The sequence below is a fragment of the Blastococcus sp. SYSU DS0973 genome (genome assembly GCF_054051055.1).
Genome location: NZ_JBJHAN010000003.1, coordinates 15,804 through 30,133 on the forward strand (window position 1 = coordinate 15,804; position 14,330 = coordinate 30,133).

Consider the following 14,330-nt stretch of genomic DNA (forward strand, 5'->3'; position numbering starts at 1 on the left):
CGGACCGCGGCGTCCGCGCGCGGTCCTGACCCAGCATCCCATTCCGGCCCGGGCGGGCGAGCGGACGTGCCCGCCACCACCCGGCCGGGCTCCGGGCCCCCGACCGGACGGCGCCGGCGGCAGCTCCAGGCGTCGGCGCGCCTTCGGGCCGGACGGCCGGTCGCTGGCGGCGAGCGGCGCGACCGTTGTCTGATGGCTCGGGTCCACGTGGGCTTCACCGGGATGCCCGCCCCGCGGCCTCCCGCGGGCCCGCCGCTCCTCCACGACCTGGTGGCGTGCCGGCGCGAGCCGGTCCACGCCGGCCGGGGGGACCGTGCGCGCCCGAGGAGGAAGCGCAACGGTGCTTCCGGTCAGGAACTGCAGGGACTGTAGGAACCGCCGCCCGAGGAATCGAGACCGGGGAGGGTTGCGAGCCGCGATGTGATCGGATCGTTACTGCTCGGTGCAGCCGGCTCCGGCCGACCAGGCCCTCAGACCGGTGCGCCGACGGGCTCACCGGCGACCACCAGCAGCCGGCACGCCGGGCGTCCCCGATCCGCCAGGACCCGCGAGAGACCGTCCCCGGTCCCCCACAGCGCCAGATCCGCGGGCGCACCGACGGCGAGCGGCCCGCCGGGGTGCTCCGCCCGGGCGGCGAACCAGCCGCCGTGCGTGGCGGCGTCGAAGGCGTCGAACGGGCGCAGGCCCGATCCGGGCGCCCGGTGGTCGACGGCCGCGTGCACGCCGCCCCAGGGATCGAGCGGGGTCACCGGGGTATCGCTGCCCAGGGTCAGCGCCACACCTCCGTCCGCGAGATCGGCGAACGGATTGGTGGCCAGCGCCCGCTCCACCCCCAGCCGCTCGGCGTACATCCCGGTGTCCCCGCCCCAGGCCGCGTCGAACGCCGGCTGCACGCTGGCCACCATGCGCCAGTCGCGCATCCGGTCGACGACCTCCGCCGAGGGCATCTCCAGGTGCTCGAGGCGGTGCCGGCAGGCCCGGACGGCGGAGGCGCCGAGCTCGGCGACCACGGCTCCCACGGCGTCGAGGACCTGGTCGACGGCGGCGTCGCCGATGACGTGGAAGCCCGCCTGGATGCCGGCGACGGTGCACGCCCGGACGTGCTCCACCAGCGCGGCCGTCTCGAACCGGAGGGCGCCCGAGGTCTCGGGCCGGTCGGTGTAGGGGGTGCTCAGCGCCGCCGTGTGCGAGCCGAAGGCGCCGTCGCAGAACAGGTCTCCCCCGGCGCCGGCCAGGTCGAGCTCGCGCACCAGGTCCAGCCCGCCGCGTTCCGAGAGCTCGCCCCAGTACCCGAGGACGCGGGGCCCCGGCACCTCGGCCGCGAGTGCCAGCAGGTCCCCGAGGTCCTCGGCCGAGGAGACCTCCGGCCCGGCCATCTCGTGCAGGCTGCCGATGCCCAGCGCCGCCGCGGCGGCGCGGGTGGCCTGCTGCGCCGCTCGCCGCTGGGCCGGCCCGACCGCGCCGTAGGCGGCCCCGCGGGCGGCGTGGTGGGCATCGAGCCGCAGCTGCCCGTCGGCCGAGAACCCGGCCAGCCCGGCGATGCCCGGGATCCGGTCGAGCAGGGCGGTCGAGACGGTTGCGGAGTGGACGTCGACCCGCGCCAGGTAGACCGGCCGGTCCCCCGCCACCGCGTCGAGGTCGGCCCGGGTGAGCCCGCGGCCCTCGGGCCATCCGGTCTCGTCCCAGCCGGTGCCCAGGACGATGCCGTCCGGCGCGGAGGCGATGTGGGCCCGGACCGCAGCCAGGGCATGCGCAAGGCTCGAGCTCGAGTGGAGGTCCAGACCCGAGAGCGCCAGGCCGGTGGCCGTGGCGTGGACGTGCGCGTCGACGAACGCGGGGGTCAGCAGCGCCCCCTCGCCCCTGACCACCCGGTCCGCCGACGGCGCGGCCGCGGCGTCGCCGGTCCACGCGATCCGGCCGTCGTCGACGAGCAGCGACCTCCCGGGGCGGTCCCCCACCTGCACGTCGCTGAGCAGCAGGCTCATGTCGGCACCGGACCGCCCCGCTGGATGCGCACCGTCGTCCCTCCCTCTCGGTTCTCCTCGCCGCCCTGCGGCGGCGCCGGGGAGCAGGGAACCACGCGGTACCGACGGCGACGCCAGGTGCCGTCGGCGCCGTACGGTGCAGCGACGGCAGGCCCTCCGCGGCGTGTCGGGTCGTCGGTTCCGTCCGGGTGGCCGCAGCCCTCCCCCGACGGTAGGCAGGACGGATGACGGCGGTGGCGGAGGAGCTGCGCACGGAACGGCTGCGACTGCGTCCCTGGACCACCTGGCCGGCGGACCTGGCCCGGCTCACCGACATCTACGGTCGCGGGGAAGTGACCCGTTGGCTGGGCGGCGCACCGTCGGTGCCCCCCGAGGAGCTCGTGATCCGCTGGGCGGCCGTGCACCGGCTCGACGAGCGCTTCCTGTGCTGGGCGATCGAGCGGCCCGACGGCACCCCGGCGGGCACCGTGCTGCTCAAGCCGCTGCCCGACGGGGTCGGCGAGGTGGAGGTCGGGTGGCACCTGCACCCGGACTCCTGGGGGTACGGCTACGCCACGGAGGCGGCGCGCGCGGTCATCGACCGGGCGTTCGCCCTCGGCCTTCCTGAGGTGTACGCCGTGGTGCGGCCGGGGAACGAGCCGTCGATGGCCGTCTGCCGACGGCTGGGCATGACGCCGCTCGGGCGCATGCGTCGCTGGTACGACGTCGAGCTGGAGGCCTTCCGGCTCATGGCGCCGCCGGTCGTGGCGTGACCTCCCCGGGTCAGCTGCGGCGCACGAGCCCGGAGACGCGGCGGCCCAGCGACTTCTTCTGGGCCTTGGTCCCCCGGCCGGTGGCGCGCACCGTGTCGGCGGTGGCGGCCTCGGCGGGCGTCGGGGCGGTGCCGCCGAGGTGGGCCGGCTGCCACCAGCGGTCGTCGTCACCGGCGGGCTGGTCCGGGTAGCTGCGCTGGGCCTCGTCCAGGAGTGCCTCCATGGCCGTCCTCGTGCGGGCCAGGAGAGCCGGGATCTGCTCCCCCGGCTGGGCCGTGATCGGCTCGCCGAGGACGACGGTCACTGCGACGCCGCGGCGGAGCTCCACCTTGTGGTTCTTCGTGGCCACCCGGTGCCCGCCCCACACGGCGGCCGGGATGATCGGCACGCCGGAGTCGATGGCCATGCGAGCGGCGCCCGCCTTGAGGTCCTTCACGGTGAAGCTGGTGCTGATCGTCGCCTCCGGGAACACCCCGACGATCTCGCCGTCCTTGAGCGCCCGCACCGCCGCCTCGAAGGCTGCCGAGCCGGCCCTCCGGTCGACCGGGATGTGCTTCATCGCGCGCATGAACGGGCCGGAGAACCAGTGGTCGAACACCGCTGACTTGGCCATGAACCGGACCAGGCGGTGCTGCGGCAGCGCGCCGAGCCCGAGGAAGGTGAAGTCGAAGAAGCTGACGTGGTTGCTGCAGATGATCGCGCCACCGGTGGGTGGCACGTGGTGCGAGCCGCGGACGTCGAAGCGGAAGCGGAACAGCCGGAACACCACCAGGGCGAGCCGGATGATGAACCGGTAGGGCTTGTCCCGGGGGTCGGGCGAGGCACCGAACAGCCCGGGACGGACGACGTCACGCCAGCTCGCGGTGTACATGGCCGGAATCTAGCGGCTGACCCCGGCGGCCGCCCGGTCGCCTTCCGTCCCGGCGGTGACCTCGACGGCGGCCCGGACGACCGCGGGGAGGCTGCCGGTCTCCCGGTGGACCCGCCGCTGGAAGTCGGCCCCCGTGCCACGGGTGAGCAGCGCGTCGAGCCCGTCGGTCACCCGCTGCTCGTCGCCGGCGTCCGCGAGGGCGGGACGGACGTGGTCGAGGAGGTCCGCGAGCACGTCAGCCGCGGGCGCGGGCCGACCGGTGCTCGGGTGCACGAGCTCGCCGGACAGCCCCGAGCGGCCGGCTCGCCAGGCGGACAGGCGCAGGACCTCCGCCCGCATCTGCGGGGGCGCCGAGCCGGTCCGGGCCTCGCGGGCGGCGGTCTCCACCAGTCCGCGCACGATGCCGGTCACGGTGACGGCGTCCTCGACCCGCAACGCGACATCGGCGGTGCGGACCTCGACGGTGGGCCAGTTGGCCGACAGCCGGGCGTCGAAGTACACCATTCCCGTGTCCAGCACGGTGCCGGTGGCGAGCACCGCGTCGACGAGGCGGTGGTAGTCGGCGGCATCGGCGAAGGGGCCGTTCGGCCCGGCGGAGGGCCACCGGTGCCAGACCTCCGACCGGAAGCTGGCGTACGAGGTGTCCCGGCCCTGCCAGAAGGGCGAGTTGGCGGTGAGGGCGGTGAGCACCGGGAGCCAGCTGCGGATGCGGTTGAGCACCGCCACGCCCTCCTCGTCGTCGGCCACGGACACGTGGACGTGGCACCCGCAGGTCAGCACCTCCTCCGCCGTCCGACCGAAGGCGGTCACCAGGCGCCGGTAGCGCTCCCCCTCCGTGGGCACCGGCTCGACCGCGACCGGGGAGGTGGCCAGGGCAGCCACCCGAGCGCCCACGGCGCCGGCCGCGGCGTCGGCCCGGCCCCGCCAGTGGCGCAACTGGACACCCACCTCGTCGAGCGTCGAGCAGACCGGGGTGCCGAGCTCGAGCTGCTGGGCCTTGAGCTCCGGCATGAGGTGAGCGGTGTCGGGAACATCGGCTTCCTCGCCTCGCTCGGCCCGGTCGTGCTGCCGGACGTCCTCCCCTTCGCCGCGGCGCGCGGCGATCTCGAGGGCCTCGGGAGCTCGCGAGACGGGGACTCCCTCCGCGTCGACCACGAGCAGTTCCTCCTCGACGCCCACCGTTCGCACGGGTCCATGATCCAGAGCCGGTCGCCCGAGCGCAGAACCGGCCAGCGGTGGTGACACCCGACCTGGCCGGGTGCACGCGGGCTCCGTCCCGGCGGGGGCCATCGGTCCCGCGGTGCGATGGTCGGTGCCGGGTTGTTGGTGCCTCGGCGCCCGGAGGGCGCCGTGTCCGTGGTCTCGGCAGGTGACGACACAAATTTTGTGTGGCATTGTTGGGGATAACGGTAGTATTGCGCAATGCGACGTGCATGGCAGCAGCCGCTGCCCGACATGCCCGCTCCTTCTCCGGAGCGCGCCTGGGCGCGGTGGACGCCCCCTCCCGGGTACGAGGCGCAGTGGCGCCGGCTGGTCGATGCCGCGCTCGAGCTGGACCTCGGTCCCGACGACCTCGCGGCCGCCGGTCTCGACGAGCTGGCCGCCGCCCGGGGGTGGAAGCCGGCGACCGTGGCGCTCTACAGCAAGGTCGCCCGGTACGGCGGCCTGGCCCTGCCGCTCCCCCGCACACCCGAGCCCGATCCCCCGCGACTGGACCTGCGGCCTCTCACCCAGGTGCGCGGGAACGACCCGGAGCACCTCCGCTCGGTGGCCTGGTGCGCGCTCGCACTGGGCTGGCCGGCGCCCGTCGGCGTCTTCCGGTCGCTGCGCCGGGACCAGGTGCGGGTGACCACCCGCCGGCTGCTGCTGTCCACCGACGACGGCGAGTGGGCGGTCCCCGGTGCGCTGACCGCCTGGCACGCGTGGGAGTCGGTGCGGGCGAGGTACCCCGCGCTGTCCGCGAGCGACTGGGTGCTCCCGGCGCTCCGGCGCGGTCCGGGGCTGGACTCCCGGGTCGGGGGGCGGCTGTCCAACCAGGCGTTGCAGGCCACCTTCACCAAGCACGTGCGGAGGACGGTCGGGCATCTCCGGGCCGGCGCGCCGCCGTTCCGCCGCGAGTCGGTCGAAGAGCTCGCCGCCGCCTACCGGACCCTCTCCTACGACTCCTACCGCCGGCTCGCCCTGGCCGCCGGCGCCCCACCGGTGGCGTCCCGGGGCGCGGTCCGGGCGAGCCGCGCGGTGGCGCGGGCGTCCCGGCTGGCCGGCTGAACTCCGCTCACAGCAGTGTCAGCTGCTCGGCCGGCCCGGCCGACGGGGCTCGCCCGCGGGCCGGCGCGGGCACGGTGCCGGGCGATCGACCGGAGGGGAGGGTCCCGGCGGGGAAGCCGACGGCCTCGTCCACGGGCACGTCGTCGGCGACCGCCGGGTCGACCCGGCGTGCTGCGCCGCCGGCCCGGCGGTCGAGCCCGTGGCGCACGAGCAGGGGCGCCACCCGCCGTGCCAGCCAGGCGCGGTACTCGGCCGGGACGTACGCGCGCCGGGCGTAGAGCTGCTCGTAGCGCGGGACCAGCTCCGGATGCGTGCGGACCAGCCAGGCCATGAACCACTCCCGGGCGCCGGGGCGCAGGTGCAGCGGGATGACCGTCACCCCGGCGGCACCGGCGGCGGCGATCGCCCCGAGAGCCGTGTCGAGGTGCTCCACCGTGTCGGTGAGGCCCGGCAGCACGGGCGCGAGGAAGACGCCGCAGGGCAGCCCCGCCTCGGCGAGCGCCCGCACGAGATCCAGTCGGGCGCGCGGCGTGGGAACGCCGGGTTCCAGGCCGGCGTGCAGGTCGTCGTCCCAGATCGCCAGGGAGACCCCCAGGCCGAGCGGGACGTCGCGGGCCGCCGCAGCGAGCAGTGGCACGTCGCGCCGCAGCAGGGTGCCCTTGGTCAGCACGGAGAACGGGGTGCCCGAGCGGGCGAGCGCGCCGATGACGCCGGGCATGAGCCGGTAGCGCCCCTCGGCCCGCTGGTAGGGGTCGGTGTTCGTGCCCAGCGCCACGTGCTCGCGCTGCCAGGACGGCCGGGCGAGCTCCCGCTGCAGCACCTCGACCAGGTTGGTCTTCACCACGACCTGGCTGTCGAAGTCGCGGCCGGTGTCCAGCTCCAGCCACTCGTGCGTCCGGCGGGCGAAGCAGTAGACGCACGAATGGCTGCAACCACGGTAGGGGTTGATCGTCCACGGGAACGGCATCGCCGACTCCCCCGGCACGCGGTTCAGGGCGCTCTTCGACCGCACCTCGTGGAAGGTCAGCCCCGGGAACTCGGGCACCTGCACGCTGCGCAGCAGGCCGCGGATGCTCGGCATGCCCGGCAGGGCCCCGGGCTCCTCCAGGTCCAACCGCTGCGAGTCCCACCGCATGGCCCTATCCGAACACGCGTTCGAACCGTTGTCCAGCGGGTCAGAGCAGGGGGCGGGCCTCGTAGGGGGTCGAGAGGACCACCGTGGTCCGGGTCGTGACGTTCGCGGTGCAGCGGATCTCCTTGAGCAGGAGCTCCAGCGCGTCCGGCGAGGCCACCCGCACCTTGAGGATGTAGCTCTCCACGCCGGCGACCGCGTGGCACTCCTCGATGGCGTCCAGGTGCGCGAGCAGGGCCGGGGCGTCGTCGGTCTGCGCATCGGTCGGGGTGATCGACACGAACGCCGTCAGCGGGAGCCCGATCTGCGTGGCGTCCAGCGTCGCGCGGTATCCGGTGATGAGCCCACGCTGCTCCAGCCGGCGCACCCGCTGGTGCACTGCCGAGACGGACAGGCCCACGCGCTCGGCGAGGTCGGTGTAGCTTGCGCGGCCGTCCCGGGCCAGGGCGGCGAGGAGGGCGCGGTCGACGTCGACCGCGGTCGCCCCGGCCTCAGCCGGGGAGTTCGACGAGCTCACGGGAACCGTTGTTGAGGACGCGGACGCCGTCGTCGGTGCAGACCACGATGTCCTCGATGCGGGCGCCGTGGCGGCCGGGCAGGTAGATGCCCGGCTCCACCGAGAACGCCATGCCCGGCTCGAGGGGCAGCTGGTTGCCCGCGACGATGTAGGGCGCCTCGTGGGTGTCCAGCCCGATGCCGTGACCGGTGCGGTGGATGAAGTACTCCCCCCAGCCGGCGCCGGCGATGATCTCGCGCGCCGCGGCGTCGATCTGCTCGGCGGTGACGCCCGGCCGCACGGCCGCGGTCGCGGCCTGCTGCGCCTCGTGCAGCACGGCGTACCACTCGGCGATCTCGGCATCGGGGGCACCGCCGACGACGTAGGTGCGGGTGCAGTCGGAGCGGTAGCCGGTGGCGGTCTCCCCGCCGATGTCGACCACGACCAGGTCGCCGGCGGCGATCACGCGGTCGGAGAGCTCGTGGTGGGGGCTGGCCCCGTTGGGCCCGGCGCCCACGATGGTGAAGTCCACGCCGACGTGCCCCTCGGCCAGGATGGCGGCGGCGATGTCCGCGCCCACCTCGGCCTCCGTGCGCCCGACGGTCAGCCACTCCCCCATGCGGGCGTGCACCCGGTCGATGGCGGCGCCGGCCAGCGCCAGCTCCTCGACCTCGGCGGGGGTCTTGACCATGCGCAGGCGGTCGACGACCGGCGACGCCAGCTCCAGGGTGGAGCCGGGCAGTGCCCGCTGCACGCCGAGCGCGTGTTCGGCCCAGGTGCGCGAACCGACGGCGACCCGCACCGGGGCCGAGCCCAGCCGCTCGGTGGCGGCCGAGGCGAGCGCCGCGTACGGGTCGTCGGTCTCGTCCCAGGCCATCAGCTCGAGGCCCAGCGCACCGGCGGGGCTGACGCCGACCATGGGGGCCTCCAGCCGCGGCACGACGAGGAAGGGCTCCCCCGACCGCGGGACGGCGAGGGCGGTCAGCCGCTCCATCGCGTGCGCGTCGTACCCGCACAGGTAGCGCAGGTCGGCGCCCGGGGTGAGCACGAGCAGGTCGACACCCAGCTGCCCGGCGACCGCCCGCGCGGCGTGCACCCGGTCGGTTGTCAGGAGCGGGCCGGTTCCGGCCGGAGTCGTCACGGTTCCCACCTGCGCAGACTAACCACGGGGACCGCCGTTTCCCGCAATCGTTGCCAGACCGCTACCGTCCGCCGTCGTGGACGAGTTCGCGAGGTCCGGCACGAGCACGGCACCGTCGATCGCCCGGGCGGCGGACCGCTGCCCGTCCGCCGGGATCGGCGGTGCAGTCGCGTGACCACCATGCTGCTGGATGCCGCGTCCCTGTACTTCCGCGCCTTCTACGGCGTGCCCACCAGCGTGACCACGCCGGACGGGCGCCCGATCAACGCCGTCCGCGGCTTCCTGGACATGACCGCGCGGCTGGTCGCCACGCAGGCCCCCGACCGGCTGGTGGCCTGCTGGGACGACGACTGGCGGCCGGCGTTCCGCGTCGAGGCGCTGCCCTCCTACAAGGCCCACCGGCTCTCATCCGACGGCGGCGAGGAGACCCCCGACGAGCTCGGACCGCAGGTGCCGGTCCTCGTGGAGGTGCTGGCCGCCGCCGGGCTCGCCCGCGTGGGCGCGCCCGGCTACGAGGCCGACGACGTGATCGGCACGCTCGCCACCCGCGCGCGCGGCCCGGTCGACGTCGTCACCGGTGACCGCGACCTGTTCCAGCTCGTCGACGACGCCCGCGGGGTGCGGGTGCTCTACACCGCCCGGGGCATCTCCGACCTCGAGTTCGTCGACGAGGCCGCCGTCGCCGCCAGGTACGGGATCCCCGGCCGCGCCTACGCCGACTTCGCCGTGCTGCGCGGCGATCCCAGCGACGGGCTGCCCGGCGTGGCCGGTGTCGGCGCCAAGACGGCGGCCGCCCTGATCAACGAGTTCGGGGACCTGGCCGGCATCCGGTCGGCGGCCGCGCGGACCGTCGTCCCGAAGCCGCCGTTGACCGCCGCGGTGCTCAAGAAGCTGCACGCCGCGAGCGACTACCTCGACGCGGCCCCGGTCGTGGTGGCGGTGGCCACGGGCATCGACCTGCCGGCGGTCGAGGGCACGCTCCCCCGCACGCCCGCCGACCCGGGGGCCCTCACCGCCCTGGCCGAGGCCCACGGGCTGCAGTCGTCGCTCAGCCGGCTGGGCGCCGCCCTCGGCTGGCCCGACGGCGTGCTGGGCTGACCGGGGTCAGGGCTCGGTCCAGGTGTAGCGGGCACCGTCCTCGTCGGTGATCTCGATCCGGAGGGTGATCCGCTCCTCGTCGGCGGTCACCCCGGTGCACTCGTAGGTGGCGCCCTGCTCGACGGTCATCTCCTCGGCGCACTCCAGGTCGACCGCCACGCCCTCGCGCTGCTCGAACTGGACGGCGACGTCGCGCTCGACCGCCCCGCGCGACAGGACGGTCGGCCCCGACGTGGTCGCCAGCACGGCGATGCTCCCCAGCACGACCACGGCCAGGACCGCCAGGACGGCGAGCACGCCCCGGCGGGGCCCGCGGCGCGCCGGGGTCGGGCCGGACGGGGGGCCGCCGTCGCCGGGCGGTCCGTACCCGGGCACGCCGGAGGAGGGCATGGCGCCGGCTGGGGATCCGTAGGGCCCGGCGGCGCTCGGCGGCGTCGCCCAGTGCTGTTGCGGTGGCGGCAGCGGCTGACCGAAGCCCCCGGGCGGCCGGGCGTAGGGCTGGGTGGCCCCGTGCGGAACTCTCCCCGGCTGCTGCCGCCAGGGCCCGGGCCGGCCGTGCGGGGGCTGCTGGCCGTACGGGGGCGGCTGCGCGGAGTCGCCGTCGGGGTCCCCGCCGCGGCGGCCGTCGCGGTACGGCGGGTCGGTCATCGTCGCTCCCGGGTCGCTGGCGCTCCTCGCGGAACGCGCTCGGATTCTGCCGCACCGGCCACGCCCGCGCGGAACGCGCCGGTCAGCCGCCGACGGCCACGGCCACCACGCCACGCCGGATCCGGTCCACCGCCGCGCGGGCCGTCCGGGCGACCGCGTCGTCGGCGACCTTGCCCAGCTGGTCGAGCAGGTCGAGCAGCTGCCGGGTCCACCGGACGAAGTCACCACCGGAGAGCTCGGTGCCGGCCTGCTCCGCCCCGGCCAGCACCCGGTCCAGGCTCTGCCCGTCGGCCCAGCGGTAGGCGGCCCAGGCGAAGCCCAGGTCGAGATCGCGGCTGGCCGGCACGCCATGGTCGAGCTCGACGTCCTGCAGCCGCGACCGGATCTGCCGCATCCCGCCGATCGCCGCGGCGACCTTGCCGGCCGGAACCGCGGGCAGGCTCGGGGTGTCCCGCCGGGCCTCGAAGACCAGCGTGGAGACCGTGGCCGCCAGCTCCGGCGGGTTCAGCCCCCGCCACACGCCGGCCCGCAGGCACTCGGCGGCCAGCAGGTCCGACTCCGACCAGATGCGGGACAGCCGGCGGCCGTCGTCGGTCACCACCGGGACGTCGTCGACCGCGCCGACCACCTCGGTGTCGGCCGGGACCAGCGGCGCGACCTCCGGCACCAGGTAGCCCAGCTCCTCCAGGACGTCGCAGGTGCGGTCGAACTGCCGGGTGAGGGATCCGGTGCGCTCGGCCATCGTCCGCTGCAGCGACTCCGCCTCCCGCACCGCGCGCAACCAGCGCTCGGCCACCCGCACCCGCTCCTCGCGGTCGGGCAGCTGGTGCACCGGGTGGTGACGCAGCGCCTGCCGCAGCTCGGCGAGCACCGGGTCGTCGGCCGCGGCCGAGCGGTTCTTCACCCGCCGGGCACCCAGCTCGTGCTCCACCCGGGCGTTGCGCAACGTGGAGGCGAGGTCCCGGCGCGCGTGCGGGCTGCGGTGGTTGAAGTTCTTGGGCACCCGGACCCGGGCCAGCGCCGTCACCGGCGCGGGGAAGTCCACCGAACCGAGCCGGCCGGCCCACTTGTCCTCGGTCAGCACGAGCGGCCGGGGGTCGGCGAGGTCGGTGATGCCGGGGTCGAGGACGACCGCGAGGCCCTGCCGCCGCCCCGTGGGCACCCGGATGACGTCGCCCGGGCGGAGCGCGGCCAGGGCGTCGGCGGCCTCCAGGCGGCGCTTGGCCTGCGAGTCGCGGGAGAGCTCCTTCTCCCGGTCGGCGATCTCCCGGCGCAGCCGCGCGTATGCGCCGACGTCCCCGCGGTCGGACCGCATCTCGGCGGCGAACTGCGCGGCGTCCCGTTCGTGCCGGGCGGCCGCCCGGGCCAGGCCCACGACCGAGCGGTCGGCCTGGAACTGGGCGAACGACGACGCCAGGAGCTCCCGCGCCCGCGCCCGGCCGAAGGAGCTGACCAGGTTGACGGCCATGTTGTAGCTGGGCCGGAAGCTCGACCGGAGCGGGTAGGTGCGGGTGCTGGCCAGTCCGGCGACCACCGAGGGGTCCATGCCCGGCGACCAGATGACCACCGCGTGCCCCTCCACGTCGATGCCGCGGCGGCCGGCCCGGCCGGTGAGCTGTGTGTACTCTCCCGGCGTCACGTCGACGTGCGCCTCGCCGTTCCACTTGACCAGCCGCTCCAGGACGACGGTGCGTGCGGGCATGTTGATGCCCAGCGCGAGGGTCTCGGTGGCGAACACGGCCTTGACCAGGCCGCGCACGAAGCACTCCTCGACCGTCTCCTTGAACGCCGGCACCAGGCCGGCGTGGTGGGCGGCCAGCCCGGCCAGCAGGCCCTCGCGCCACTCCCAGAAGCCGAGGACGTGCAGGTCCTCCTCCGGCAGCGAGCCGGTGCGCTCGTCGATGATCGCGGCGATCTCGGCGCGCTCGGCCTCGTCGGTGAGCCGCAGGCCGCTCATCAGGCACTGGTGGACGGCGGCGTCGCAGCCGTTGCGGCTGAAGACGAACGTGATCGCCGGGAGCAGGCCGGCGCGGTCGAGCCGCTCGACGACGTCGGACCGGGCCGGCGGACGGTACCGGGGCCGGTGGTGGCTCTCCCGGCGGCTCGGACCGCCCCAGCTGTCGATCCGTCGCTCGTACTCGCGCACGTAGCGCACCAGCTCGGGGTCGACGACGGAGGCGCCGCGCTCCCGGGTGGACAGCGGACGGGGGCTGTCCCCCTGCTCACCGGCGTGCGCGGCCGGGCGGAGGGAGAACAGGTCGAACACCCGGCTCCCGACCAGCATGTGCTGCCAGAGCGGGATCGGCCGCACCTCGCTCACCACGACCTTCGTGTCGCCGCGCACGGTGACCAGCCAGTCGGCGAACTCCTCGGCGTTGCTCACCGTCGCCGACAGGGACACCAGGGTCACCGACGGCGGGAGGTGGATGATCACCTCCTCCCAGACCGCGCCCCGGAACCGGTCGGCGAGGTAGTGCACCTCGTCCATGACCACGTAGCCCAGCCCGCTCAGCGCCGGCGACTCGGCGTACAGCATGTTGCGCAGCACCTCGGTGGTCATCACGATCACCGGGGCGTCGCCGTTGACCGCGTTGTCGCCGGTCAGCAGCCCCACCCGCTCGGCGCCGTAGCGCTCCACCAGGTCGTTGTACTTCTGGTTCGACAGCGCCTTGATCGGCGTCGTGTAGAACGCCTTCCGCCCCTCGGCCAGGGCCTTGTGCACGGCGAACTCGCCCACCACGGTCTTGCCGGCGCCGGTGGGCGCGCAGACGAGGACCCCCGAGCCGTCCTCCAGCGCCTCGCAGGCCTCCACCTGGAACGGGTCCAGGGAGAAGCCCAGCTCGGCGGTGAAGTCGGCCAACGTCGGGTGGGAAGTCCGCCTCCGGGCAGCGGCGTACCGCTCAGCGGGGCTGGACATGGCTCCACGTTAGGCGCTGGGCCCGGAACGATCAGGTCGGCTGACCATTCGGGGTCCTGGCTCACTGCTGACGGGCAGCCAGGACCCGGAACGACCAGGCCACCTGATCATCGGGGAGGTTCAGGCCGAGTCCTGGACGGGGCCGCGCCGACCACCCGGAGGGCGCCGGGGACGCACTCGCTCACGACCGGCAGCGGCGCCACCGGCTCGCCGTCGGCGTAGGTGGTGACGCCGGCGCAGGCCAGCTCCACGCGGGCAGCCCGGTGCACGGTGACCAGCGGGTGGTCGACGTGGGAACCGTCGGCCAGTCGCGGCTTGGTGCGGACCAGCTCCCGCCGGGTGGTGGCGCCGACGACGGTGACGTCGAAGAGCCCGTCGGCCGGGTCGGCGGTCGGGCAGATGCGCAGCCCGCCGCCGTACCAGGCGGTGTTGCCGACGGCGACCATCGTCGCCGGCAGGGTCCGTTTCTCACCGTCCAGCGACAGCGTCACCTCGTACGGGCGCAGCCGGGCCAGCTCGGTGAGGACGGCGAGGTCGTAGCGCCGTCGCCCCGGCGGCCAGCGCAGCCGGTTGGCCCGGTCGGTCACGGCGGAGTCGAAGCCGCAGCACAGCACCGTGGCCCACCACCGGTCCGCGGACCGGCCGGCGTCGACGCTCCGCGAACGGCCGGCGAGCAGGTCGGCGGCGGCGGCGCGGACCGCTGCGGCGGGGTCGGCGGGCACGCCGAGGGCGAGCGCCAGGTCGTTGCCGGTGCCGGCGGGGACCACCGCCAGGGTCGTCGTGGTGCCGGCGACCGCCTGCAGCGCGGCGTGCGCCGCGCCGTCCCCGCCGACGGCGAGCACCGCGGCCGCTCCGCCCGCCACCGCGGCGGTCGCCTGCCGCTCGGCGTCCGGCCGCGTGCACGCGTCGAGGACGCGGGGCGTCAGCCCGGCTTCCCGGAGCAGGCCGGGGACGGCGGCGGACAGGGCCCGTGCGCGGCCCCGGCCGGCGGCGGGGCTGGTGAGGACGGCGACGTCCACGCC

General features: G+C 75.6%; 12 protein-coding genes. 3 read left to right on the plus strand and 9 right to left on the minus strand.

Annotated features, from left to right (window positions below):
* Positions 1–470: 470 nt before the first annotated feature.
* A complete protein-coding gene (locus tag ACI791_RS06790; protein ID WP_456585353.1) occupies positions 471–1,985 on the minus strand; it encodes an amidohydrolase in 1,515 nt (504 codons plus the stop codon).
* A 224-nt stretch (positions 1,986–2,209) separates the two neighbouring features.
* Between ACI791_RS06790 and ACI791_RS06795 the strand changes: the two genes are divergently transcribed.
* Positions 2,210–2,737 (plus strand): GNAT family N-acetyltransferase, encoded by a 528-nt coding sequence (locus ACI791_RS06795; protein WP_456585354.1) that lies wholly within the window; start codon positions 2,210–2,212, stop codon positions 2,735–2,737.
* Between the two features lie 10 nt (positions 2,738–2,747).
* Here ACI791_RS06795 and ACI791_RS06800 read toward each other — a convergent pair whose 3' ends face one another.
* Both ACI791_RS06800 and ACI791_RS06805 read right to left on the minus strand, forming a co-directional pair.
* Entirely contained in the window at positions 2,748–3,608 is an 861-nt protein-coding gene (locus tag ACI791_RS06800; RefSeq protein WP_456585355.1) for a lysophospholipid acyltransferase family protein, read from the minus strand.
* A gap of 9 nt (positions 3,609–3,617) precedes the next feature.
* On the minus strand, positions 3,618–4,796 hold the full coding sequence (locus tag ACI791_RS06805) for a carboxylate-amine ligase (protein ID WP_456585356.1): 1,179 nt from the start codon (positions 4,794–4,796) through the stop codon (positions 3,618–3,620).
* A 234-nt stretch (positions 4,797–5,030) separates the two neighbouring features.
* Between ACI791_RS06805 and ACI791_RS06810 the strand changes: the two genes are divergently transcribed.
* Positions 5,031–5,876: a hypothetical protein gene (locus ACI791_RS06810; RefSeq protein ID WP_456585357.1), complete on the plus strand. Its 846-nt coding sequence runs from the start codon at positions 5,031–5,033 to the stop codon at positions 5,874–5,876.
* Positions 5,877–5,883: 7 nt separating this feature from the next.
* On the opposite strand, the gene ACI791_RS06815 is transcribed toward ACI791_RS06810, so the two are convergent.
* From ACI791_RS06815 to ACI791_RS06825, 3 genes are read right to left on the minus strand one after another with little or no spacing between them, the layout of a single operon-like run.
* On the minus strand, positions 5,884–7,011 hold the full coding sequence (locus ACI791_RS06815; protein ID WP_456585358.1) for an Rv2578c family radical SAM protein: 1,128 nt from the start codon (positions 7,009–7,011) through the stop codon (positions 5,884–5,886).
* Between the two features lie 40 nt (positions 7,012–7,051).
* A complete protein-coding gene (locus tag ACI791_RS06820) occupies positions 7,052–7,525 on the minus strand; it encodes an Lrp/AsnC family transcriptional regulator (protein ID WP_347060661.1) in 474 nt (157 codons plus the stop codon).
* Positions 7,500–8,645 carry a M24 family metallopeptidase gene (locus ACI791_RS06825; protein WP_456585359.1) on the minus strand — a complete coding sequence of 382 codons (1,146 nt, stop codon included), beginning with the start codon at positions 8,643–8,645 and terminating at the stop codon, positions 7,500–7,502. The genes ACI791_RS06820 and ACI791_RS06825 overlap by 26 nt, the downstream gene beginning before the upstream one ends.
* A 180-nt stretch (positions 8,646–8,825) precedes the next feature.
* On the opposite strand from ACI791_RS06825, the gene ACI791_RS06830 reads away from it, so the two are divergent.
* A complete protein-coding gene (locus tag ACI791_RS06830) occupies positions 8,826–9,743 on the plus strand; it encodes a 5'-3' exonuclease (RefSeq protein ID WP_456585665.1) in 918 nt (305 codons plus the stop codon).
* A gap of 6 nt (positions 9,744–9,749) precedes the next feature.
* Here the strand turns inward: ACI791_RS06830 and ACI791_RS06835 are convergent, their stop codons facing one another.
* The 3 genes from ACI791_RS06835 to ACI791_RS06845 form a co-directional block, all read right to left on the minus strand.
* Positions 9,750–10,391 (minus strand): DUF4333 domain-containing protein, encoded by a 642-nt coding sequence (locus ACI791_RS06835; protein ID WP_456585360.1) that lies wholly within the window; start codon positions 10,389–10,391, stop codon positions 9,750–9,752.
* 82 nt (positions 10,392–10,473) lie between these two features.
* A complete protein-coding gene (locus ACI791_RS06840) occupies positions 10,474–13,308 on the minus strand; it encodes a DEAD/DEAH box helicase (protein WP_456585361.1) in 2,835 nt (944 codons plus the stop codon).
* A 107-nt stretch (positions 13,309–13,415) separates the two neighbouring features.
* A complete protein-coding gene (locus tag ACI791_RS06845) occupies positions 13,416–14,327 on the minus strand; it encodes a diacylglycerol kinase family protein (protein ID WP_456585362.1) in 912 nt (303 codons plus the stop codon).
* Between the last annotated feature and the right edge of the window lie 3 nt (positions 14,328–14,330).